Raw genomic sequence first — 24,202 nt, forward strand, 5'->3', positions numbered from 1 at the left:
CTTTTACTATCAAAATTTGTTTGATCTTAAAATATTTTCATTTTTCTGATAATTGATATATTTTGAGCTGATGATGTTAGAAAATTTTACAACATGAAACGCAGAACATTACCTCCCCTTAATACTTTAAAAGCATTTGAAGCCGTCGCCAGAAATAAAAGTTTCAGCTTAGCTGCGGAAGAATTGTGTGTCACCCATAGTGCGATTAGCCACCAAATAAAGCAGTTAGAAGAATGGTTAAATAAAAAATTGTTTATTCGGCATTCCTCTACCATTTCTCAGACAACGGATGCAGAAGAATTATCTCGAGTTTGTACGCATCTTTTTAATCGTTTAGAACAATGCGTCTTTGAGTTAACAAATAAAACGTCAGAGGTAGAAGTGGTAATAGGCGCTTCTCATAGTTTTATGGCAAATTGGCTGATTCCCCGATTAGAAAAACTCGAAGTCATTTACCCCAATATCCATATCAAATTAATGACATGTAATGACTTAAAATTGTTAGAAAAAGAGAAAGTTGACATATTTATCAATAGCATCAGTGAAAATCATATACTTCCCAACTTTTTGAATAAATATCTTTTATTTCCCGATAACATGGGGCCTGTTTGTAATCGTGAAATAAATCCTTTTCATACAAAAAATGATCTTTTAAATTATCCATTACTTCATACCCACTCAAATAAAAGTGCATGGCATACATGGTTTGATCAGTCCAAGATTCACTTTTCCCCAAAAGCGAATGATCGTTATTTTGATAGTCTCAATTTAATGATAGAGGCGGCTGTGTCAGGCTTAGGAATTGCGATAGCACCTCAAATTTTAGTAGAAAAAGAAATACTAAATGGAAGAGTCATTGCCCCTTTTGGTTTTATCTATTGTGACTATAATTTTTATGCCATAGTCAGAAAAAATAATGAGAATCCTGATGTCATGAATATTATTCATTGGTTAATGGCTGAGAAAAAAAGGGAAAGTGAAATTTAATCCTTGATCACCAAAATTCTATTCAATGCACTGTCTTTAGCGTCTATCTTCACATTCTGTTCACTCTAGCCTATCTAAAGTATGAGGATAAACGGTAAAGATGGACAGTGAACATGAATCAACTCAAAACGTTAATGGTAGTTGCCTTATCCTTACCCGTGCTTTTCCTGTCAGGATGTAAAAGTGTTCCTCGTTATTCCTCTGATTATGCAAATGCCAGAGCGAGTATTCAAGGAATACCCTTAGATGATGCAAAAGCACTAGAAATCGGCACGCGCTTCACTTCGGCATTTAATACCTTGGGCACCCCTCAATTCGTTGAAAACGCTGGAGCACTGTATGCAGATCAGCTTTTTATTAACGATACTCTGTCGCAATTTTCATCGCGTAAAAAACTGCTTGAACATTTCCAAGGTATGAACCAGCGGGTGAGTAATGTAACCGTCAGCCTATTAAATACTTCGTATCATCAGGACTCTGCCTATGTGCATTGGCATATGGTTTATGATTTTAAAATGTTCGGCAAAACGCGAACCATGGATTCTTTTGGCATCAGTGAAATAAAGGTCAACCCAAATCATCAGATTATTTTCCAACAAGATTTCTGGGATCCTGCCAATGGCCTGTATCGTTCTTTGCCCTATGTAGGAGGAACCTATTCATGGGTACTGCCTTTCAAAAAGTAGCCATAACCACTGCACTGATGCTCGGGAGTTTTGGTTCCGCACATGCGCAGAGCTTAAATAAATGTGGTAATGGCCCACTCATGGTGGGACAAAAACAGGTCGGTGTGGCCAGTTACTTTGCGCAAAACTGTAATCAGCCTTGGCAAGGCCAAAACATACAGATGGATTTTACCTATACACAGAATATTCCAGAATGGGCATTCAAACGTGCGGCCACACATCTACTCCAACGTAATATTAAAGATCAAAAAATTCAGGCTGTTTTCAATCCAATCTCCGATTTGTATCGTCCAGTGAAGTCAGGAGATCTATACCAACTGAAGTATATCCATGCTACACACACATTAAGCCTATACTTAAACCAGAAACTGCTGGGACAACTCCAGAACCCATTAGCCCAGCAATATTTTAATATATGGCTAGGTCCTCAGCCATTTAGTGCTAAATTAAAACAGCAATTAATAAAGTAGTCTCTACAGTTATGTCTAAACATTTTATTTTGATGGTTGAAGATCATTACGAACTGGCATCTACCTTATGCGAGTTTCTAGAAGAGCATGGTTTTGTGGTCGATCATGCTCGAAACCTAAATGCGGCACGCCAATTGCTCAAGCAGCAACGCTATCATATTTTACTTTTAGATATTAACTTACCTGATGGTTCGGGTTATGAACTATGTGAATGGCTACGAAATAAAGAAGGTATGGACCTCCCTGTGCTGATGCTCACCGCACGCGATACGTTGAATGACAAACTCAAAGGTTTCAATTCAGGCACGGATGATTATCTAGTCAAGCCATTTGACTTTAATGAGCTGGTGGTTCGAATCAAAGCTCTGATCAAGCGTTCACAGGGTGAAGTCTCCTCTAGCCGTCTTCAAATTCATGATCTTATTCTGGACTCTGCAACACAGCAACTGACTCGTGGAGGACAAACTATTGAACTGCCCCCCATTCAATTCAAACTGCTCAAACTACTGATGCGTCATTCGCCTAAAGTTCTGACTAAACAGGAAATTATGATAGAGCTTTGGGGGGATGAAGAGCCTGAAAGCGATGCCCTACGTAGTCATATTTATAATTTGCGTAAAATGGTCGATAAGCCTTTTGAGCAAAAACTAATTCACACCATATCTGGCGTAGGGTTAAAGATCACTTTAGAAGCTTAAGCTTTCGAAGCCCAGTCTTAATTTAAATACACGACGACAATCAGTCCAGTCGTCATCGCCAGATCAACATCCTGATGAGTATTGAGATAATACTGCCGATCAAACAATTCCACCCGCCAGCCAAGCTGCTTGCACAACTTCTGTACCAATTGTAGTCCAATGCCATAGCCTTTGATCTCTAATTGCAATTGCTGCCCCGACAGTTCTTTCACCTTTGAGTTATTCGGTAAAGGAATGCCGACACCATTATCTGCAATCAATACTGTATTTTTTTGCAAAATGACATCAATTTCTGTGCCTTGTGAATAATTCAGTGCATTCCGCAAAATATTGCCAAATACCATTTTAGTCATCGATGGGTAAAGTTTACGTGGCTGTTCGTCTAGATCTTTTTGAAAATTTATCCGCATGCCTTTGTTATAGCTAACACTATCCAGATCCTGAACTAGATTTTCCAGACATTCTGAAAGCATAGTCGATGCAGCGGTTAAAGTATTGGTGGTATTGCGGGCGATAGCCAGTAGTGTGTCAACTAATAGTTGCATGTCTTCAATTGTGTTGTTCAAGCGAGTAAAGGATTTATTGTCCCCATAGCGTGCCTGGCACAACTGCACATTGCCTTTTAAGATGGTCAGTGGTGTGCGAAGCTCATGACTGACATCACCAGTAAATTCACGCTCACGCTGAATAAACTCGCTTAATACCTGATGATATTTTTCTAGCGCCTGCTTCAGATATTCCGCTTCCAGATTTGAATCAGTCCTGATGTCATGAAACGGTGAAGCCTGATTTTTATAATCTTCCCAATCAATATGTTCCAGTGCGTTGGCAAGCCTTGTAATGGGAGAAAAATAGCGCCGGGCACGACGGTTCCACCACCATAACATACTATAAAGTACAAACAAGCTGACCATCAGTGGTGCCAGACCAAACAGCCAGACCAGTTTATTGACATTGCTTTCGCCAAAAACCAACAGCACATGCTGCCCGTCTTTTTCACCATAAACGGTCATGCGTTCCTTGCCATCGACAAAATGCCGATTCACCCCTTGCTCAAGTGACATATTCTTAAATTGGGAGGGTGGCACAGTGTTCCAGCGGTAACCATACAGGTTTTTGGTATCGGGCAATTCTGCGGCAGGATTGCGTTCTAATCGCTGCCAGTAGTGTGACATCTCCTGTTCTAGCGCCGTTCTGAGCAAAGAACCTTTAATCACCCAGGCACTGAAGCCAATCCCAATAACCACAGACAGGGCAATGAATCCTATTTGCAGCCAGTAGTAGCGGTTAAACACCTCACCCAGAGGATGATCACGTTTGTCCCTAAACAGCTTTAACATTGATGCATTCCCCGCTGGCCAATCCCATTGTTCAATTATACGGCTTTCTTCTTTAACAGAAAGTGGCCAATGACCCACTCGCGTCCATGGTCATAACCAAATAGCTCCGCACAGGCCATAAAGAAAATCCGCCAGCGCTGCCACCAGATTGCGGCATCCGCGCCATAAGTTTTTTCAAATAAGGGCTTTAGCTCGGCCTGTTTACCATCCATATTTTCTAGCCAAGCATTTGCGGTACGTTCATACTGCGTACCCGCCCATTGCCAGTGCTGTTCTAGCTGTAAATGCTGCTGAAAATGTAGGAAAGTTGAGGCTGCTGGCATCAAACCACCACTAAAGAAATATTGCGACATCCAGTCAAACTCATTTTTGACTTCAAACGGATAATGCAAGAAACGATGACAGAAAATATGACACCACAATAAGCCATCTGGTTTGAGCCAAATACTAATATTTTCAAACAGTTTTTGATAGTTGCGTACATGCTCAAACATCTCCACCGATACCACACGGTCAAATGACGCAGGTTCAAGTTGCAACACATTGACATCACAAGTGATCACATTAAGGTTATCCAGTTTTTTTAAACGGGCTTGTTCCTGAATATACTCGCGCTGCGTTGAAGAATTTGATACGACTGTAATACGGGCCGTTGGATAATGCTCGGCCATATATAGACTTAAAGAACCCCAACCGCAGCCAATTTCCAAAATATCCTGCCCTTCTTTCAGTTGTGCTCGCTGGCAATAGCATGCAAGGGCAACTTCTTCGGCATGGTCTAGCGTCATATCGGCATGTTCAAATAGACTCGCACTATATTTCAAACGCTTACCGAGTACTGCCTGAAAAAATGCGGTCGGCAGTTCATAATGCTGCTCATTGGCTTTGTCTGTCTCAATGGCAATTTCGCTGTTTTTCAGCATGGTCAGCACATCCATATAGCGCTGCGCTGCCAATGCGGGGTTAAACCGACCTTCTTGTGCCAAACGTTTTTTGCTCAAGATTTTAATACCAGCACGAATCACTGGGTCTGGCACCTTGCCATTTTCGATCAGTTCTAAGGTTTTTTGAATCATAAAGTCCATGTATTTACCTACTCTTTGGGTGGCCACGGAATAAACATTGAAGTTCGTCGTTGATAGTCTTTATAGTTGTCACCACGGTGGGCAAGCGCTTGTTTTTCACTAAATGGAATACCTGTAAAGTAGTACAGGAATACCCACATCAACAGTGGATAAATCCATAATTCATAGCATCCTGCTGCCAGACCGAGCACTGGATAGGCAAACCAATGCAGCCATTCAAAAAAATAATTCGGATGGCGCGAATATTTCCACAAACCCTGATCCATGGTTTTACCTTGATTCTGTGGATCTAGCTTAAAACGGTAAAGTTGCTGATCTGCAGTGCTTTCACCTATCAAAGCCGAGAGCATGATCATGCCCGCCACAATCACAGTGACCAAAGTCCAGTCATTCCATTGCTCGGTCGAGATACTTAACAACTTCAGCATTGGGTAAGAAAACAGTAGAGTCAAACCTGCCTGGAATATAAAAAACACCAGAAAACCAAGATGCTGATAATCCCCCATCGCTCGGCGCATGTTGGCATAACGCGTGTCTTCTTGGGTTTCATTGGCATAGCGCCGTAACAGATGCCAAGTCAGCCGTGAAAACCAGATCCCACTTGCCAGTCCCAGAAATAACCGAACCAACATCGGTGCACTTTCAATCGCCCAAGCGGCAATAATCACATTAAGGACAATACTGAAACTCCAAGCGACATCGACCAGCCCTGCTCTGCGGTTATAGGTCACCAACACCCAGCTACAGAGCATGATGAAGACATTGAGCAAAAATAAATCTAGCAGCATGTCGCCCTCCTGTTTTATTTCTGCTTAGTAAGCACTGGCTTCAAACAGCAAATGAACATCACTGATCACACCTTCCCTAAAACCACCTTCGCAATAACACAGATAAAAATCCCACATACGTATAAAACGCTCATCAAAATCAAGTTGCAGTACTTGATCACGCTGCTCCAGAAAACGCTGGCGCCAACACTTCAGGGTTTGTGCATAGCTTTGACCAATATCTTCCAGATGTTTGAGACGAAGTTTTTGATCAGAAGCCGTTTGCGTCATCACACTGATACATGGAATAAAACTACCGGGGAAAATATAACGTTTAATGTAATCTACCGTATTTAAAGCTTTAACATAGCGTGCATCTTCAATCGTAATCGCCTGTATCAAGGCTAGACCATTCGGCTTGAGGAGCTCGCGGCATTTTCGGAAATACGTTGGTAAATATTGTTCACCAACTGCTTCAATCATTTCAATGGACACCAATTTGTCGTATTTACCCTCGAGTAAACGGTAGTCCTGAAGCTGTACAGACACCCGATGAGACAGCCCTGCTTCAGCAACTCGGGCGAGTGCTTCATCGTACTGAGCTTTGGAAATGGTAATGGTGGTCACCTTACAGCCATAATGCTGAGCCGCATAAATGGCAAAGCCTCCCCAGCCGCTGCCAATTTCAACCAAATGGTCCATCGGTTGCAATTGAAGTTTTTGGCAGATCAGTTCTTTTTTATAATCTGAAGCTTGTTCCAAGCTCATACAGGGTTCTTTAAACACCGCACTGGAATACATCATGCTGGAATCTAAGAACAATTTAAAAAAATCATTGCTCAAGTCATAATGCTCAGCAATATTCTGACGACTACCATCAATCGAATTCTTGCGGGATTTATACCAAGCCTTGAGTACCAACTGGCTGGCTTTTGCCACTACATTTTGATTCATCCGATCAAGAACATCACGATTACGTGCTAGAATACGAATTACGTTGACCAGATCTTTACTGCTCCAGTAACCACGAATAAATCCTTCTGCTGCCCCCAGTACACCATTACGGAACAGCAAATCGATAAGGCGTTGGTCGTGAACTTGAATTACTGCATGCAAGTCACTGTAATTTTCCCCGACCAGACCATTCCAGATACCTTTAAATATTAGCTGACCATGACGCAATTTCAGCATATGGCGTAGGACTATCGGCAGTTCGGTATGCTCTCCCATTAACAGTGTTTTCATAGTCATGTCTTTCCTTTTTCTTTTTTAGGATGCCGATAAAACGGAATTTTCTTTTTCCATAAGCGCAAAGCATGTAGATAAATCCCGCTCACCATCCTAAAGGGCTCAAGAACTTTTAATACAGCATATCGATGTTGCTGTGAAGGAAGTGTGATGGCTTGCAGCTTAAATTTCATCGTGGCATCAAATTGCAATATTTCTTGTTCAAACAGCTGCATGTGAATCACATTTTGCTGTTCAGAAAAGCTAAAACGCCAACGGTAATCTAGTGACATCGGCATGAATGGTGACACATGAAAGGCTTTTTTAAAGTCAAATTGGTGGCTCTGGTAAGGTGCATGTTTAGTTACATTGTGCCGACAATCGTGAATGTACACCTGACGTTCATTCCACGGTGTATTGGTGATTTCACTCAGTATAAAAATCAGTTGATCGGTCGTATCAAAGATCAAATAAAACACCACAGAATTAAAACGAAAACCCAGTGTGCGTGGCAAAGCCAGTACACGAATAGATGCAGCATGTGGTAAATGATAGTTTTCGTGCTTGATCAGTAAACGTGCAACTTTCTGCCGAATCGAACCATATTCCATGTTAAGAAAGTCACGCTCATCCAAGGTCAATAAACTCCAGCGACTAGAAGACCAGAACCAAGATTTTTGGGTAAAATTTGTCAGTTGATCCGGATCAAAGCATAAATAGCTAAGCTTTACCTCAAAAACATGTGATTTGGGAAAATAGCGACGATGGCGAATTTCGGTAGAAGCGATAGCCAGTGGATACATTTGCATTCTGTACTCCTAAGCCGCTTGCTCAGTGTGTTGCAGCAACTGATTTACAACCCATGAAGCACTACGCGCTCCATCTTCATGAAAGCCCCAGCCCCAGTAGGCACCACAGTATGACGTCCGGTTCTGACCATTAACCTCAGCCCAACGTTGTTGTGCCTCAATCGCGGCAGCATCAAATACTGGATGACGGTAATATCGTTCTATCCATATTTTTTTCGGATCGAGGTTAAAGTTAGGATTGAGTGTGGCAAAGATTTGGATTTTACAATTCAGGTTTTGCAACTGGTTCATCCAGTAACTGAAACCATAATGCATGCCACTATGCTGGAATGGAGTTGATTCGGTTGCACGACTAGGTGTCACATGTACATGCCAGCTGGCCCATTGGCGTCTGGATTTGGGCATGATATGAGTATCGGAATGCACCACCATATGGTTATCCTGATAACGAAACTTGCCAAGTACTTCCCTCTCTTGCGCTGACGGGTCTGTAAGTAAATTCAAGCTATCATCAGCATGGCTGGCAAAAATGACCCAGTCAAAACGTTCACTGCCCTGTCCAGTTTCAATCACTACATCATTGGCACTACGGGATACATGAAGCACACCTGTCTTGCGGAAAGTCATATTCGATTGGGCCTGAATGGCACGAACATAACGAGCTGATCCACCCTTGACCGTAAGCCACGAAGGTCGCTCTTTCAGCTGCAACATACGATGGTGCTGAAAAAAGCTCACCACAAATTTATACGGAATCTGTCCAGCTTGCTCTACTGGACAGGACCATAGCGCTCCGCACATCGGATAGAGATGTTCCTGACGAAAGGCTTCGGAATAGTCATGTCGATTGAGATATGCATCAATACTGAGCTGTGCATCGACCTGTTCAACATCAATATCTTTATTCGCCGCATAAAAACGGAACAGATCCGACAACATCATGCGAAAATCAGCGTTAAAGAAGTTTTGCGGTCGGAACAACAGCGAGAATTTTTTTGAAGGATTGTACTGCAAGCCAGTGACCTGATTGTTCACCGAAAAACCCATGTCACTGCTTTGCGATTGAATCCCGAGTTCTTTGAGCATTGCACAGAACAGTGGATAGTTATGCTCATTAAATACAATAAAGCCACTGTCCACTGCAACCTGTTCGCCATCTATATTCAACTGATGGGTATCGGTATGGCCGCCAAAGTAATTATTTTTTTCAAAGACCGTGACCTCATGTGCTTTGCTTAATTTCCAGGCCGCATACAAACCGGAAATACCTGAACCAATAATCGCAATTTTCATGGTGATTCCTTAGAATGAATAGTAGGTGCGCCTGTTTTGGCTGCTTTTCTCTGTTTTCGAGCTTGTGCAATTTTACTGACGTCATAGACCCGAGCTGGAATTGGCTTTAAGCCCCAGACTATCCCGAGCCAAGACATAATTTTTAGGAGGTAATAGGTCACATCAATCTGCCACCAGTAAAAGCCCTGTCGCGTACTGCCTGCATAATAATGGTGATTGTTGTGCCAGCCTTCGCCCAAGGTAATGATAGACAAGAATAAATTGTTGCGGCTTTGATCATCAGTGTCAAAATCACGGCTGCCGTAATGATGCGCCAGTGAATTGATACATAAGGTCGCATGAATCAGCAATACAGTGGACACCACAAATCCCCAGACCAGTAATTGCAAGCCGGAAGTCCCCAGTTGCGACCAAGCTATTGCCAACCATTCTCCTAGTGCATAAATCCCACACGCGGTCAACAGCACCACAATTAGACTAAACCGGTCTAGCCAGATTAATTCCGGATATTTCAGCCAGTCTTTAATGACTTCTTTACGCGTGGCAAAGTTATATTCATTCAGAAACCAACCCACATGGCTATACCAAAAACCGTGGGTAGATGAATGCGGGTCTTGTGAAGAATCTGTATAGCGGTGGTGATAACGATGATGGGCTGCCCACCATAAGGGGCCACGCTGTGCACTCATGGTGCCTAGTAATACAAATAGGAACTGCACTGGACGCGAGGTCTGAAAGGTTTTATGCGATAAATAGCGATGAAAAAAAGCCGTAATGGAAAACATACGAATCAGGTAGAACAGCAGCATAAAGCACACTGCAAACCACGACACTCCCACCCAGAACACGGCTAGACAAGCCAGATGCAACAGAATAAAGGGTAAAATCCGCTGCCACTGAATCTTGCTGTTTTCAGCCGTCAGTGTTTCGGGCGCTGTGGGTGTGGACCAGCTGTCTATCCATCGCATCAGAGTTTTCAACATGGACTCATCCTACTTTCGAGCGATTGTATTTATTCTATTTGATGAGTGTAATCAGTCAGGTATGAATTTTATGTGAAGTAAATAAAAAAACCGAACTGTTGAGAGATTTATCAGTTCGGCAAAAGGTTAACAGATTAATGAGGCAATTTGATAAGTTTTGTCACGTCATAGCCATAATCTTTCGCAGTGTCTATATATGACTGATAAGTTGCTTCATCTAGTTGCGGTTCACGTGACAAAATCCATAGGTATTTATTACTTGGGCCACCCACCAGTGCCACTTTATATTCCGGGTCTACTCGTAATACCCAGTAATGACCTTTAGTAAAGGGTATCCATCTTAAACCTTTAGGCAAAAAGCTGACCTTCAGTTTGCTGTTCCCCTGATTTTGCGAATACGCAACACCTTCAGAGCTAATTATCTCACCATTGGCAGTTCGGCAGCTATTCAATACGCCGATAGTTTGATCGGCATTGACGCTATATTGTGCCGTGATATTAGCTATACATTTACGCTGAAAATACATCGGTAAATGCGCAATTTCATACCATTTACCGGCATACTTCTGTATATCTACCCGTTCAACTGCCTGAGGCGCAGCAGTTTCTGCTTGAGTCGTTGTATTTAAGCTGATGATAGACAGTGCTATCGCTGCAAAAGCAGACTTAAATCGCATCTTCATTTTTTAGCCTTGTTGGATCTCAGGATTAAGATAACCCAGCTAGATGTGAACAAAGCGTGAAGATCAAATGATGCGATTCAGTTTCTCCAGATCAGGAAATGCCATCTGAATATTCACTACCTAATGCGTTATTGCAGTTTATTTGAGAGACCCAAACAAGATTACTTTTTCAAAGCCATTTTTTGCTGTCATCTGCAACAGGCGTTCCATGTATCACATGCTGAATCATGGTATAGGCTATACTACCCTTAAACGGAATCTCGGGTAACTGATCAAATTTAAAAAATTGCGCATCGCTGAGTTCATTTTCTTGAATCTGAATTTCCCCTCCCTGATATTCTGCCTTGAAGGCCATCATCAGATTGCTGGGAAACGGCCACGGCTGACTGGCTAGATATTGAATATTTTTGATTTGTAGTCCCACTTCTTCCAGCGTTTCACGGCTTACTGCCTCTTCCAGGGTTTCTCCAACTTCAACAAAGCCTGCAATCAGGCTGTACATCTGGGTTTTGTTGCGAGCATTTTTTGCCAGCAGAATTTCATCTGTACCTCGGGTAATGATGGTAATCACACAGGGATTCACCCGCGGATACTGGTTATAGCCACAGGATGGACAGATCATGGCATACTGGCTGACATGCTGCTGGGTGGCGTGACCGCATTTACTGCAAAAGCGGTGGTTACGGCGCCATTCCAGTAACTGTACCGCACGGCTGGCCTGTTCAAACTGCGGTCTGCTCCAGACTTGCACCAGTTGCCGGATTGGAACCAGCTGATAACCTTCCGGCACCGGTTCGTCTTCTTTCAGGTCACGAGCAATGATCTCGCAATTTTCCGACAGGTTTAGGTCGTGTTGCAGTCTTTCTACCTGAGGCAACTGAAAATGCTCATCCACTAGTAATTGCTGCTGTCTAAAAATATACGCTTTTGAATGCATGCTCATGACAATTCCCTGATTAAAAAAATCCCATACAGAGGGGTGTATGGGACAAAACTAAGGAAGCTCACATGGAGTAACTTCAAGCCAGATACTAGGCGTGAGCTACTTGAATTACAACCATAATAATTTGTATCTTTTTTGATTAAAATCACATAATTTTCACACTACTCATGTATTAAGAAATCATGTAAAGCGAGTTTCATCAACTGGCTTTAGCATTGTAGGGATGAATATTTTGTTATAGCAGTACTCATCATTTCTGTGCGATGTCAGCGAGCCATCTGGTCGAGTTGGATTGATTCAACATGCAGAATGATCTTTATTTTCACAAAAAATTGAACTGTCTTGACTTACACTGCGCTATCTTTCATAGGGTCTGGAATGGCTATGCGTTTCGGTTTAATTCTGGGTGACCAGCTTCATCATCAGCTTGCTACGCTCAAAGCGCTAGATCGTATCAGGGATGTGATCCTGATGGCCGAAGTTGTTGAGGAAGCCACTTATGTCGCCCATCATCCGCAGAAAATTGCCCTGATTTTTAGCGCCATGCGTCATTTTGCCAAAGAACTCAAAGCAGAAGGCTGGCGTGTACGTTACCATGCTTTTAAATCTGATAGTCCGATTCGTAGCCTGCTGGATTTCGTAGAGTCACAGCAGCAACTCTTACCAGTCACAGAACTGGTCATTACTCACTGCGGGGAATATCGTTTACAGCAGCAGATTGAACAGTATTGGAGCCAGCAGCTACAATTGCCAGTACAATGCCTGAATGATGAACGTTTTTTCTGTAGTCCGGAGCAGTTCCGGCACTGGGCCAGCCGCTACCAGACACTGCGTATGGAATATTTTTACCGTGAAATGCGCAAGCAGACCGGTTACTTGATGCAGGGACAGCAGCCGTTTGGAGAACAGTGGAACTATGACAGCGCCAATCGTAAGGCCTGGGCTGGCAATCCCCCTTTGCCTGCACCACTTCACTTTGAACACGATCAGATTGATCTGGATGTGCTTGAATTGGTTGAACGTGAATTTTCCCGTCACTCTGGCAGCCTTGACAACTTCCGCTGGGGCACCACACGTAGCAATGCTCTGCTTGCACTGGAGCATTTCATTACCCACAGTTTGCCACATTTTGGCGATTATCAAGATGCCATGGTTCAAGACTCAGACATGCTGTTTCACAGCCTGCTCTCACCTTATCTGAACTGTGGTCTGCTACTACCTAAAGAAATCTGTGATGCGGCAGAAGCTGCATACCATGCCGGTCATGCACCACTGAATGCCGTGGAAGGTTTTATCCGACAAATTCTCGGCTGGCGCGAATATGTTCGCGGAATTTACTGGCTGTACATGCCAGAATATGCCAGCCGCAATGCACTGCAGCACTCAGCACCATTGCCACAATTTTACTGGACTAGCCGTACTCGGATGAACTGTATGGCTGAGTGTTTCCGTAATACTTTTCAGCATGCCTATGCACATCATATCCAGCGTTTGATGGTGACTGGAAATTTTGCCTTATTAACTGGTGTAGACCCACAGCAGATCAGCGAGTGGTATCTGGCAGTCTATGCCGATGCCTATGAATGGGTAGAACTACCGAACACGCTGGGTATGGTGATGCATGCCGATAGCGGCTTGATGGCCAGCAAACCCTATGCGGCCTCGGGCAATTACATCCATAAGATGTCCGATTACTGTAAGCACTGTAGCTACAATGTCAAAACTCGGACCGAGCTAGATAGCTGTCCGTTCAATAGCCTGTACTGGTATTTTATGATCCGGAATGAGGCGAAATTTCGTACTCATCCACGTATGGGTATGATCTATCGACAGCTAGATAAACTTAAAGATCGGCATCAGATTATCAGCCATGCCCAGCAACTTCTTAGCCAGATCAATGAGTTATAAACGATGAAAAAACAGCATCTCCCTGAAAAAATCTGTATCCACTGTTTGCGCCCTTTTACTTGGCGCAAGAAATGGCACCGCTGCTGGGAGGAAGTACAATATTGTTCTGAACGATGTAAACGTGAGTCCAGACGGTAATCAAAATCAAACACTTAGAAACGCTTGTATTGGCGTGAACAATAGGCCCGTATCACATCAGGTAAACGCAGCTGTAGATGCTTGGTTTTTCGGCCTGTCACACGTGCACGCCACATTTTAAAGCTACTGGGTTTCATATTTTGCCGCATCAAGCGGATTACTGCCGCTTCGTTCAAACCAAACTCACATTGAATGGCTTCAAATGGGGTTCGATCCTCCCAGGCCATTTCGATAATTCTGGATAAGTCTTCTTCAGAAAATTGATTCATGCCATTCTCATTTTAATTACTATGAAGCTTCAATAAGTTCTATCAACTCATGTACATAACTTGAGTCAACTTTAATTCAACTAAAAGCATAATAATACGATCATGAATTTTTTGTGATTTTTCTCTAGTTTACGTACTCAGCACAAAAAAAGGGCTAGTTAAACTAGCCCTTTTAAATCTTAGTTACCTCTATAAGTCGAATATCCATAAGGACTTAGAAGTAGAGGAATATGATAATGGCTGACACTTCCATCTATCTTAAAAATTACAGGAACTTCAGGAAAGAAAGTATCTTGCTTATTTTTTTTAAACCAGTCCTCGGTTTTAAAGGTAACTTTATAAATACCGGCTTCAAGCTTCTGATTTTCAGGAAACAATGCAGTAATACGGCCATTAGGGCCAGTATATTGCTGATTTAACTTCACCCATTCATTCCCAGTACTTTTTTCGAGTACCACCTCGACTTGAGCGGAAGGCAGACCATTTTCCAAATTCAACACATGCACACTTAAGGGGTTAGTTTGTGCAAAAGTCATTGAGGTCAACAATAGTGTTGAGAGTGGCAATAATTTTTTAAACATGATGGATTCCTTAAGGATTGAAAGTAGACTTAACAGCTTTTTCAGCGCAGTAATGGTCATTTTTTGCCCCCCCTGCTCCGGCAACGCCAATGGCGCCAACTACTTGACTTCCATTACGCACAGGTATGCCGCCACCTAACAACAGCAAATTAGATAAAGTGGTTAAATTTCTTGCATCACTGTTTTCATGGGCATTTTGACTTAACAGCAAGGTCGCTGTTTTGGTCGATAAAGCGGTATAGGCTTTCTTTTCGGCTGCGCCCAAGTTATGGGGGCCGACATTTTCATGCCTACTTGCCATCAAGGTATTTCCTCCCCGATCAACCACGACCACAGCAATGTTGTGCTGTATTTTTTGACAAGCAGCTACTGCGGCATCAACAAGGATGTGGGCAGCGTTAGAATCGAGTGAATAAACTTGATTCAATTGAACGGTTTGTGCAAAAGTACTGCTACTCATCAGCATTACTGTTAAAACAAGCCCTTTGAGATTGTTCATCATGATTGCCCCCGAATTAAGTTTTACAAAATCTTATACAACCTGAATGATTTGAAGCATGACAATCACATTACAAAGTTGTCATCTTCAAAATGAGTCCGAGCAAAATGTGTATTCTAATTATCGAAGATGAAGTAAAGATCGCCTCATATCTGGTGAAGGGCTTAAATGAATCTGGCTATGCCGCTGAATGTGTTCATTCAGGGCTCGAAGGCTTGGAAAAACTAAAAATGCAACTTTATACCTTGGTCATACTCGATGTGATGCTGCCCGATATTGATGGCTGGGCAGTGTTAAAAGTATTGCGTCAATTTTCCCAAATCCCTGTGATTTTTCTTACCGCAAAAGATCAGGTGATCGATCGGGTCAAAGGTCTAGAACTGGGCGCTGATGATTACCTGTCTAAACCTTTTTCATATATTGAATTACTCGCACGCATTAAAAGCTTACTGAGACGGCAACAGCATGTTCAGGAAAACGAGCTATGGATCGGCAACTTAAAAATGGACTTAATCCATCATAAAGTGTGGCGGAATGAGCAGTTAATTGAACTCAGTAAAAAGGAATTTAGTCTATTGCGCTTTATGCTACAGCACCCAAATGAAATTATTACGCGCAGGCAAATTGCTTCCGAAGTTTGGCATATCAATTTTGATACCGATACGAATTTTATTGATGTCGCGGTACGCCGCTTACGCAGTAAAATTGATGAGGGGCATGAGATAAAACTCATTCATACTGTTCGTGGCCTGGGCTATAAAATTTCGGTTGAAGCCTAATGTTCAAGCGCCTTCGCTCTTTAGAACTCCGATTAACACTATTGGTCACATGGTGTGCTGCCATGGTGTTGTGTGCTGTGGCTTTTATGACCTATCTGGGCATCAATCAGATTTTAATTGCCCAGCAAGATCGGGCTTTGGTTGAACGCATTGAGCGACTGGAAATATTGCTGCAAGACAGTCGCAATATCGAACAGATTATTGCTCGCCCGAAGCTGTATCAAAATATGTTGGGTAATCAAGATAATTTGTTTTTATTGATTCAGGACGACCAGATTCTGATTAATATCAATCCACTTGGCATTCCGCTACCTGAATTTACCCATCAGCCCCAAATTCAATTCCGTGATTTATCGGCTTATGCTTATCCCACCCGTATTGCATGGAAAACTATTCAAATTAATCGACAACCCTATCTATTAATTGCAGGCAAGCAGTGGTCGGAACGTTTAGCGATTATCTCGCCTTTTAAAAAACGTCTTTTTATCTATGTGTTTAGTGGTATTCTAGCCATTTTCATACTTTGCGCGATTGCCAGCCATTTCGGATTGAACGCATTAAGAACACTACGCAAACAAACTCATGCTATTAGTATTCACAAACTTGAACAGAGACTTAATCTGAATCATCCTCCTCAAGAGATCGAACAACTAGCCTCCGATATTAACGCCATGCTTGACCGTATCGAACTAGGATATAGCCAACTGAATCGTTTTTCCGAAGACATTGCTCATGAATTCAGAACACCTTTGAATAATTTAATCGGTCAAACTGAAATTTTACTCATGAGTAAACGTAGTCCCGCACAGTATCAGGAACTCTTGATTTCCAACTTGGAGGACTATCAACGTTTAAAACGAATGATTGACAGCATGTTATTTCTAGCACGCGCAGATGCGCACAAAGTTTGCTTAAACAAACAGAAGATTCAACTTCAATCATTTATAGAAGATATATTCAGTATTTTCGAGTATCAAGCTGAAGAACAACACTGCAATTTTGTTTTAAGTCTTGAAGCGAATGAGCTATCGGCAGATCCTGAACTGTTACAACAAGCGCTGTCTAATCTGATATCAAATGCGCTCGTTCATGGCGGCAATCACCGAACTATTTATGTGCTTAGCCATAGAAAGATCATTAATAATATGCAGATGATTACATTATCTGTAATCACCAGTGGTTTGGAAGTTGCCCCTGAGCATTTGCCTCATCTCTTTGAGCGTTTTTATCAGTGCAGTTCCAGCAGACAAAGCCCTCATCAAACGGGTGGTTTAGGCCTATCAATTGTGGCATCCATTTTAACGCTTCATCAGGGAATGTATCAGGCAGTCAATAGCGCAGAAGGTATATGCTTTGAATTGCGTTTCCCAAAATAGTCTAAAATTTAAATGTATGTATTACGACATCAGTAAAGTAAATATTTACGTTATACTAAAAAATTAATTTAGACTTTAATTTTTTCTTATGCATATACATTTTTTTATCAGCTTGTTCTGCTGCAAATAGTAAACCTTTATGTGGAACTCTCATTGAAAAACCAATAGCTATACTAATATCAGCCTCACAAAAAGCATCTAAAATTCTTTTTAAAAGCATTTCAGCCCCTACTGAGTTGTTTTCCATACTTAATATTACAAATTCATCTCCACCTAATCTAGCAATAATATCATTACTGCGCACTGTATTAACAAGTACATTTGCAGCGCACTGTATTAAATGATCGCCAGCCGAATGCCCCAAACTATCATTAACTTGTTTCAAATCGTTTATATCAATAAAAAAAATTGCTGCTGGATGACCATACCGTTTACATCGCTCTTCTTCCTTTTCTAAGAATTCTTCCCAAGCTCTCCTATTGTATAAACCAGTCAAATCATCTTTAAATACTTTTTTTCTTAAACTTTTAAACTCATTAATATGCTTGAATTGACGTAATTCAGCTTGAAGTATTCTACTAAGTAAATCTCCTAACAATTCTATTATGGCTATATCTTGACTTATATTTTCAGATTTTGTTTGAGGATGAATAGCACATAATGTTCCAAATAAGCTACCATCCTCATTAGTTATAGGTTGGCCAATATATGATTTAATACTTACATGATTATTAATTGGTGCACTTGCATATAGTTCAATTTTTTCTGAGGCAGGAGCAATTTTTGGACCATTTCCTTTAACCATATGGCAACAAAATGAATCAGCCCATTTAAAAACTTGACCTGGTTTAATATGGTATCCATGGTCTTCTGTTTGCAATACTATCCAATCATCACCTTCTACCCGTGTAATCATACATAAGTCAAATCCAAACCTCTGATGTAAAAAATTTAAAATTTCTCTTCCTGCATCTTCAAAATTTTTAAACTTTTGTTTATTCATTAAAGTAGTCCTTGGTTGTATACTAGCCATCTCTCGGTGAAACTTTTGATCCTAAACATACATTCTTATATCAAAATTAAAAAATATATAAAAGCAGTTAAATTAATATGCACAAAAAAAACATATTTTTCATAAAGTTGTTTTTACTTTCCAATGTTTTTCAATATAGACTATTGATACTTAAATTAAATAAAAAATTACTTTTATTTCGCATAAAATGTATTGGAGCCAAGGAGGGTCTGAAAAGTGAAGAGTGATCTTAGAAAGCTAAATATTGAGTATGTTTTAAATTCTATTGATAAAAGTACAGATCTTCAACTTATACTTAACTCGATATGTTCTTGGCTTGAATCAAATATTACAGATGCTTTAGTCACAATTATGCTTTATTCAGAAGTGGAGCAAACATTAACACTTGTAAATGGGGAACATCACTTTTCTTCTAAATATTGTCGTTCAATCAGTCCTTTAAAAGTTAAGGATAAGAATGGATCTTGTGGTACAGCTGCTTTTTCTAGAAAAACTATTATTAGTCGTAATTTGATACTTGATCCTAATTGGAAAAATTATTTAGAGTTTGTTAGAGAAGAAAATATTATTAGTTGTTGGTCTGTGCCTATTATAAGTGCTAAAGGTATCTTATATGGAACTTTTGGCACCTACTATCGTGAAGAGAAGACGCCCAGATCAGAGCATTTTGAATTTATAAATCAAGCGGTATCATTAATTGCGTTAGCAATTGAAAGAGAAAATGAATACAAACAGAGACTAGCTATTAATGAAAAATATAGCTCTTTTTATACGCATCATCCTGATTTAATTATTGAAATTGACCTTAATGGTTATATTTTAAATTCAAATATTACTTGTAATAAAATTCTTGGATTCTCAGAAAAACAGATATTAGGAAAAAAATTTTGGACTTTTATACCAACTAAATATCATAAACTTATTAAATTAGCATTTAAAGATGCATTAAAAGGTATTGCTAAACATTATAAAATTCCTGCATATCATGCTTCTGGCAAACTCATTTGGCTTGATCTTACAAATTTACCCATTATTCAAAATCAAAAAGTCACTGGTGTATTTGCCATCGCACGTGATATTTCTACACGTTTAAAAAATGAAGAAATCCTGCGCCTATTAAAGCGCGGGGTAGATGCGAGTCCAAATGGGATCTTCATAACTGACATCTCTGATAATTTAGAAATAGTTTTTGTTAACCCCTCATTTACATCTATAACGGGATATAGCCCAGAAGAAATTTTAGGCAAAAGTTATAACTTCTTGTCAGGATCTGAAACTGATTTAATTCAGGTAGAAAAAATCAAAACAGGAATAAAAGAACTAAAAGAAACAACTGTGAAATTAAAAAAGTACCGCAGAAATGGAACTTGGTTTTGGTGTCGTTTAATGTTTGGACCTGTATTCGATCAAAATAATATTTGTACTCACTTCTTAGGTAATATTGAAGATATAACTGAGGATGAAAAGAACAGAAGTTATATTAAGTATCAACATACCTGTGACTCAATCACTGGTTTGCCAAATCAGAGAACATTTGATAAATTTTTAGAAAAAGAATTTGAACAACAAAATCAATCCCCAGCTAGTCTGGCATTATTTTACATTGATCTTGATGATTTTAGATCTATGAATGAAAGTCTAGGCTATTTGATCGGTGATAAAATAATTAGAGATATCGGCTCACGTTTACAGGACTTATTAAAAAAAGATGGTTTACTGAGTCGATATATTGAAGATAAGTTTATTTTATTAGTAAAAAATTCTAAAAATCAGAACCAATTAGTTACTTTGGCAGAAAGTATACTTGACCTTATTTCTCAAAACTTTCAGATTGAAAATAAAACTCTACATTTAACAGCTAGTATTGGAATTACCGTAAGAAATTCTAATACTCGATATGCTTCAGAGCTGTTATATGAATCCATGAATGCTCTGAAAGAAGCAAAAAAACAAGGAAGAAACACGTGGTATTTATATAAAAGAGATCCAAACAAATTTTTCCCAGAGAAAGATTATGCTCTTTTGCGATTAGAACTTATGACTGCACTAAAGGAAAAACAGTTTAGATTATTTTATCAACCTTTGGTGGATCCACGAACAGGAAAAGTTCACAGTGTAGAAGCACTCATTCGCTGGCATCATCCTCAAAAAGGCTTTATTTTACCAGATACTTTCATTCCATTAGCCGAAAGAACTGGGCAAATTGTCGCAATTGGTCAGTGGGTTCTTGAACAAGCGTGTTTTGATATTGCCCGTATAAATGGAAAAAATAGCTCTACAATTTCGGTCTCTGTCAATATTTCTCCCCTACAGTTCGGTCGCAGTAATTTCCTTAGTTGCTTGGAAAGTGTACTGATTAAAAGTCAACTTCCAGCTAATCTTCTTAAAATCGAAATTACAGAAGGCGTGATTATTAATGGTACAGATAGAGCAATTGAGATATTAAAGTCAGTTCGTGAGCTAGGAGTAAAAGTTTCAATTGATGATTTTGGAACAGGTTATTCAAGTCTTAGCTATTTACGTCGATTACCAATTAATCAAATTAAATTAGATCGTGAGTTTATAGATAATTTGACAAATAATTCTCAAGATGCATCTATAGTTCAATCTATAATTCATTTAGCTCATCAGCTTAATCTTGAGGTTGTTGCAGAAGGAGTAGAAACACTAGAACAAGCAAAAATACTTCATTATCAAAATTGTGATCTTTTGCAAGGATATTTTTACACGAAGCCAGTTGAACTGAATAACCTAATTTTTAAATATTACTCACTAGAAGAATGTTAAATTGTAGATTTTAGCTTAAAGCTAAAATCTACAAATAATGTTACTTCAAAAATAAAACTTATTTAAGTAATAACGCAATATCTATAAGCGGTTCAGTTCCTATAGTAGACGCTATTACATTCGGTGTTCCATCGATGCTAATAGCAGGTTTTGCACGGTTATCGCTCATTGTTGATGTACTGATATCAATTCGATATAAAACTGAAGGTCCTGCTGTTAGACTGGCGATAGAAGCCAATGCATAACCATTGTCGCCACCAACGATATCAAAACCATTATTTAACCCTAAACTAATACCTAACCCACCAATTGGGTTCAGTACTCCAGTATTAGGGGGATCTTGTTTAACCAATGTTTTATTGGTTTGTTCAAGATCAAAAAGTTCTGTACTGATACTAGGTGCACTTGTTTTAAAACTATTGGTGTAAGCTGCTGCACTAATTATTGCACTAGAAATACCATTAATATTACCATCTTGAATAGTTTCTCCTGTATCAACATTAATTCTAAGACTTTGTCCTGTATTACTGATTACTCTCAATCGATCAGCAGCAGGATTAAAATCAACAGCAAAATCTGTCCCGTCTATAACAGTATATGTACTGTTTAATGCCGGCCTTAGAACACTCACTAAGCTTGTTTCACCTGTCTCTGTGTTAAGCACATATATATTACCTTTATTTGTTAAACCGTAAAGCTTTCCGAACTGATCCGTATTGGTTCTTAGCCTAAAGTCAATTCCAATCAACTTTTCATCAACTAGTAAACCAGTAATTCTTTTTTCAATCACACTATTTGGATTATTTAGCGCGAAACGAATTAATTTATTATTAGTACTTAAACCAAATCCTTCGGCAGTGGCATTTTTATCACGTTTTAATGCAATGCCTCGTATACCGTTTTTTGTGTAAGTATTGTCTAATTCATTTGTAGTGAAAATAGCATTATTGGATGTACCAACATTAGCCAAATTTAGTTGATAGAATTTATAGCTACCAGAAACTTTTAATGCAGCATAACCAACATTATTCACAGGATCTATGTCAAAACCACCACCTGCTTTATCTAGGCTGTCTCCTAATGGAGCAGAAACTCCTAAAGTACCAGCATTTGCATTCTGTAAATATACACGTCCAGACACTTGATCAATACTATATAACTTAGTTGTTGCCGTACCCGCAAAGGCATTGGTGTAAGCAGCTGCCATAACAACAGGACTAATTGAAGTAGAACTTATTTGACCATCTGTAATGGTTGCGCCTGTATCAACATTAATCCTTAAATTTTGCCCTGTGTTCGTGATTACACGTAATCGGTCAGCTACTGGGTTGAAATTTACGCTTATTAGATTTGCATCCCCTAGAATCTTAAGAAACGGTGTATTTCCATCATTAGTGTCTGTCGGATCAGCAAAAAGTTTTCGAAGAAAAGTAGCAACCCCTGTATTGGGATTTAAAGTATATATGTTGCCCAACACCCCGATAGCATAAAGTTTTTCATCTTTAGGTCTATAGTCAATTCCAACCAATTGATCGCCTGCTTCAAGCATACTAATCTTCACAGAAGAAATAATGCTATTAGGAAGTTCTCGATTTATTGAAGTAATTAACCCATTATTTGTAAGAATAATCGTATCCCCAGAGGAAGTTGGAAGGAAAATTTCTTTTTTCTCTGAATTCGTATTACATCCTACTAATAGAAAACAACTGATAGATACCAATGCACAATTTGTTATGCTCTTTATCATTTCCAACTCCACTGTAAGTATTATTTTAAGTTAGTTTTATTATGTCAATATCAACCAAAATTTTAGTAATTCTTATTTTAGCCACAAAGAACATAATTTACTAACAAAAAAATATCAGACCTTAATTATTACGTAAAGGAATAATATTTTATCTTTATTATTATAAATATATTTTTTTGTTTTACTTCACATTAAATTCACACAACATATGATCTAAATATTATTCTAAAATAATATTTTTATTCAAATTAAGCAAAAATTAAATATTTATGATTTTAAATTGTTTTAAACAGAAGCATTATTACTTTTGTAAATAAAAAATATAGCAATAGCTAACAGCATAATTGCTGCTAATCTTGCCCCATCCAAAGGAATAACAGTATTTTTAAACCAACCAAAGTTGTCAATTAAGAGGCTCATAATTAACTGCCCACTAATTACAGCCACAGTGGTAGCAGCAGCACCAAGTTTAGGCATAGAAAACACAACGATTAGCATATAAGCAACGCCAAAAAAAGCACCTGTTAATTGCCATCTTGGTGCAGTAAAAATATTTAATGAATAATGTGGCTCAAAAAAGAAGCCTATTAAAAAGCTAACCATTGTTCCTATCACAAATGTTAACCAAGCACTTTCTAAGACTCCAACTTCTGAACCAAGCCGTCCATTTATTGACGATTGAGCACATAATACTGCCCCACCAAAGATTACAACTAATAACATCATGTAAATCATGTAAAATGTCCTTATTGAATAAGCCATAATGCAGCTAAAACAGCAATCAATGCACTGATACGATATTTGTCTATAGCTCGTTTACTACTACCCAATAAGCCCCAGTGATCAATAATGAGACTTGTCGCTATTTGACCAAATAAGATACCGACCATAGTTAAACCAACACCAATGTGAGGTGTCGCTATAGTTAAAGAAACCACGTACACAGGACCTAGTAGTCCGCCAGCAAGTTGCCAGCGTGGTTGTTTAAATAGAAGAGCAAGACGAGGCCGTCCGAAAATTAGCCCAAATGTTAGTAGAATCGAACCTAATGCGAAAATTCCTAATGTAGCCCAGATATATCCAATTTCTTCACCAAGTGGTCCCAGTAAACCCG

25 protein-coding genes are annotated in these 24,202 nt (G+C 39.6%); 9 read left to right on the forward strand and 16 right to left on the reverse strand.

Annotated features, from left to right (window positions below; translation table 11 throughout):
* Positions 1 to 93 precede the first annotated feature (93 nt).
* From DPG01_RS12790 to DPG01_RS12805, 4 genes are all read left to right on the forward strand, one after another.
* On the forward strand, positions 94 to 987 hold the full coding sequence (locus tag DPG01_RS12790) for a LysR substrate-binding domain-containing protein (protein ID WP_110975350.1): 894 nt from the start codon (positions 94 to 96) through the stop codon (positions 985 to 987).
* 113 nt (positions 988 to 1,100) lie between these two features.
* A complete protein-coding gene (locus tag DPG01_RS12795) occupies positions 1,101 to 1,673 on the forward strand; it encodes a nuclear transport factor 2 family protein (RefSeq protein ID WP_110975351.1) in 573 nt (190 codons plus the stop codon).
* Complete coding sequence (locus DPG01_RS12800; RefSeq protein ID WP_110975352.1) at positions 1,649 to 2,143, forward strand: chalcone isomerase family protein; 495 nt, start codon at positions 1,649 to 1,651, stop codon at positions 2,141 to 2,143. Before DPG01_RS12795 ends, DPG01_RS12800 begins: the two co-directional genes overlap by 25 nt.
* A gap of 11 nt (positions 2,144 to 2,154) precedes the next feature.
* Positions 2,155 to 2,841: a response regulator transcription factor gene (locus tag DPG01_RS12805; protein ID WP_110975353.1), complete on the forward strand. Its 687-nt coding sequence runs from the start codon at positions 2,155 to 2,157 to the stop codon at positions 2,839 to 2,841.
* 17 nt (positions 2,842 to 2,858) lie between these two features.
* Here DPG01_RS12805 and DPG01_RS12810 read toward each other — a convergent pair whose 3' ends face one another.
* The 9 genes from DPG01_RS12810 to nudC form a co-directional block, all read right to left on the reverse strand.
* The gene (locus tag DPG01_RS12810; protein WP_110975371.1) at positions 2,859 to 4,181 is read right to left on the reverse strand and encodes a sensor histidine kinase; all 1,323 of its coding nucleotides are present in this window, start codon (positions 4,179 to 4,181) and stop codon (positions 2,859 to 2,861) included.
* Between the two features lie 35 nt (positions 4,182 to 4,216).
* Positions 4,217 to 5,266 carry an SAM-dependent methyltransferase gene (locus DPG01_RS12815; RefSeq protein WP_110975354.1) on the reverse strand — a complete coding sequence of 350 codons (1,050 nt, stop codon included), beginning with the start codon at positions 5,264 to 5,266 and terminating at the stop codon, positions 4,217 to 4,219.
* Positions 5,267 to 5,274: 8 nt separating this feature from the next.
* The gene (locus DPG01_RS12820) at positions 5,275 to 6,054 is read right to left on the reverse strand and encodes a DUF1295 domain-containing protein (protein ID WP_110975355.1); all 780 of its coding nucleotides are present in this window, start codon (positions 6,052 to 6,054) and stop codon (positions 5,275 to 5,277) included.
* A gap of 24 nt (positions 6,055 to 6,078) precedes the next feature.
* Positions 6,079 to 7,284: an SAM-dependent methyltransferase gene (locus DPG01_RS12825; RefSeq protein WP_110975356.1), complete on the reverse strand. Its 1,206-nt coding sequence runs from the start codon at positions 7,282 to 7,284 to the stop codon at positions 6,079 to 6,081.
* Entirely contained in the window at positions 7,281 to 8,069 is a 789-nt protein-coding gene (locus DPG01_RS12830) for a DUF1365 domain-containing protein (protein ID WP_110975357.1), read from the reverse strand. The genes DPG01_RS12825 and DPG01_RS12830 overlap by 4 nt, the downstream gene beginning before the upstream one ends.
* A 9-nt stretch (positions 8,070 to 8,078) precedes the next feature.
* Positions 8,079 to 9,362 (reverse strand): NAD(P)/FAD-dependent oxidoreductase, encoded by a 1,284-nt coding sequence (locus DPG01_RS12835; RefSeq protein WP_086209433.1) that lies wholly within the window; start codon positions 9,360 to 9,362, stop codon positions 8,079 to 8,081.
* Positions 9,359 to 10,345, reverse strand: a complete 987-nt coding sequence (locus DPG01_RS12840) for an acyl-CoA desaturase (RefSeq protein ID WP_110975358.1) — start codon at positions 10,343 to 10,345, stop codon at positions 9,359 to 9,361. The genes DPG01_RS12835 and DPG01_RS12840 overlap by 4 nt, the downstream gene beginning before the upstream one ends.
* A gap of 134 nt (positions 10,346 to 10,479) precedes the next feature.
* Positions 10,480 to 11,028, reverse strand: coding sequence for a lipocalin family protein (locus tag DPG01_RS12845; protein WP_110975359.1), 549 nt, complete (start codon positions 11,026 to 11,028; stop codon positions 10,480 to 10,482).
* A 169-nt stretch (positions 11,029 to 11,197) separates the two neighbouring features.
* Positions 11,198 to 11,971, reverse strand: coding sequence for an NAD(+) diphosphatase (nudC, locus tag DPG01_RS12850; RefSeq protein ID WP_110975360.1), 774 nt, complete (start codon positions 11,969 to 11,971; stop codon positions 11,198 to 11,200).
* 384 nt (positions 11,972 to 12,355) lie between these two features.
* Between nudC and DPG01_RS12855 the strand changes: the two genes are divergently transcribed.
* Positions 12,356 to 13,879, forward strand: a complete 1,524-nt coding sequence (locus tag DPG01_RS12855) for a cryptochrome/photolyase family protein (RefSeq protein ID WP_110975361.1) — start codon at positions 12,356 to 12,358, stop codon at positions 13,877 to 13,879.
* Positions 13,880 to 13,882: 3 nt separating this feature from the next.
* A complete protein-coding gene (locus tag DPG01_RS12860; RefSeq protein WP_081408287.1) occupies positions 13,883 to 14,017 on the forward strand; it encodes a DUF2256 domain-containing protein in 135 nt (44 codons plus the stop codon).
* A 14-nt stretch (positions 14,018 to 14,031) separates the two neighbouring features.
* On the opposite strand, the gene DPG01_RS12865 is transcribed toward DPG01_RS12860, so the two are convergent.
* From DPG01_RS12865 to DPG01_RS12875, 3 genes are all read right to left on the reverse strand, one after another.
* Positions 14,032 to 14,286 carry a TIGR03643 family protein gene (locus DPG01_RS12865; protein WP_058952279.1) on the reverse strand — a complete coding sequence of 85 codons (255 nt, stop codon included), beginning with the start codon at positions 14,284 to 14,286 and terminating at the stop codon, positions 14,032 to 14,034.
* Positions 14,287 to 14,465: 179 nt separating this feature from the next.
* Positions 14,466 to 14,867: a hydroxyisourate hydrolase gene (uraH, locus tag DPG01_RS12870; RefSeq protein ID WP_110975362.1), complete on the reverse strand. Its 402-nt coding sequence runs from the start codon at positions 14,865 to 14,867 to the stop codon at positions 14,466 to 14,468.
* A 10-nt stretch (positions 14,868 to 14,877) separates the two neighbouring features.
* Positions 14,878 to 15,366 (reverse strand): GlcG/HbpS family heme-binding protein, encoded by a 489-nt coding sequence (locus DPG01_RS12875; protein ID WP_171327413.1) that lies wholly within the window; start codon positions 15,364 to 15,366, stop codon positions 14,878 to 14,880.
* A 107-nt stretch (positions 15,367 to 15,473) separates the two neighbouring features.
* On the opposite strand from DPG01_RS12875, the gene DPG01_RS12880 reads away from it, so the two are divergent.
* Entirely contained in the window at positions 15,474 to 16,145 is a 672-nt protein-coding gene (locus DPG01_RS12880; protein ID WP_110975364.1) for a heavy metal response regulator transcription factor, read from the forward strand.
* Positions 16,145 to 17,521, forward strand: a complete 1,377-nt coding sequence (locus DPG01_RS12885) for a heavy metal sensor histidine kinase (protein WP_110975365.1) — start codon at positions 16,145 to 16,147, stop codon at positions 17,519 to 17,521. The genes DPG01_RS12880 and DPG01_RS12885 overlap by 1 nt, the downstream gene beginning before the upstream one ends.
* A gap of 55 nt (positions 17,522 to 17,576) precedes the next feature.
* On the opposite strand, the gene DPG01_RS12890 is transcribed toward DPG01_RS12885, so the two are convergent.
* Complete coding sequence (locus tag DPG01_RS12890) at positions 17,577 to 18,524, reverse strand: sensor domain-containing diguanylate cyclase (RefSeq protein WP_110975366.1); 948 nt, start codon at positions 18,522 to 18,524, stop codon at positions 17,577 to 17,579.
* Positions 18,525 to 18,770: 246 nt separating this feature from the next.
* Between DPG01_RS12890 and DPG01_RS12895 the strand changes: the two genes are divergently transcribed.
* Positions 18,771 to 21,341: an EAL domain-containing protein gene (locus DPG01_RS12895; protein ID WP_110975367.1), complete on the forward strand. Its 2,571-nt coding sequence runs from the start codon at positions 18,771 to 18,773 to the stop codon at positions 21,339 to 21,341.
* A gap of 58 nt (positions 21,342 to 21,399) precedes the next feature.
* Here the strand turns inward: DPG01_RS12895 and DPG01_RS12900 are convergent, their stop codons facing one another.
* From DPG01_RS12900 to DPG01_RS12910, 3 genes are all read right to left on the reverse strand, one after another.
* Positions 21,400 to 23,088 carry a DUF4394 domain-containing protein gene (locus tag DPG01_RS12900; RefSeq protein WP_110975368.1) on the reverse strand — a complete coding sequence of 563 codons (1,689 nt, stop codon included), beginning with the start codon at positions 23,086 to 23,088 and terminating at the stop codon, positions 21,400 to 21,402.
* 285 nt (positions 23,089 to 23,373) lie between these two features.
* Positions 23,374 to 23,823, reverse strand: a complete 450-nt coding sequence (locus tag DPG01_RS12905; protein ID WP_110975369.1) for a DMT family transporter — start codon at positions 23,821 to 23,823, stop codon at positions 23,374 to 23,376.
* A gap of 11 nt (positions 23,824 to 23,834) precedes the next feature.
* Positions 23,835 to 24,202: DMT family transporter (locus DPG01_RS12910; protein ID WP_110975370.1), on the reverse strand; the 368-nt coding region annotated here is incomplete at its 5' end.

This window comes from Acinetobacter sp. WCHAc060042 (assembly GCF_003231195.1).
GTDB lineage: Bacteria > Pseudomonadota > Gammaproteobacteria > Pseudomonadales > Moraxellaceae > Acinetobacter.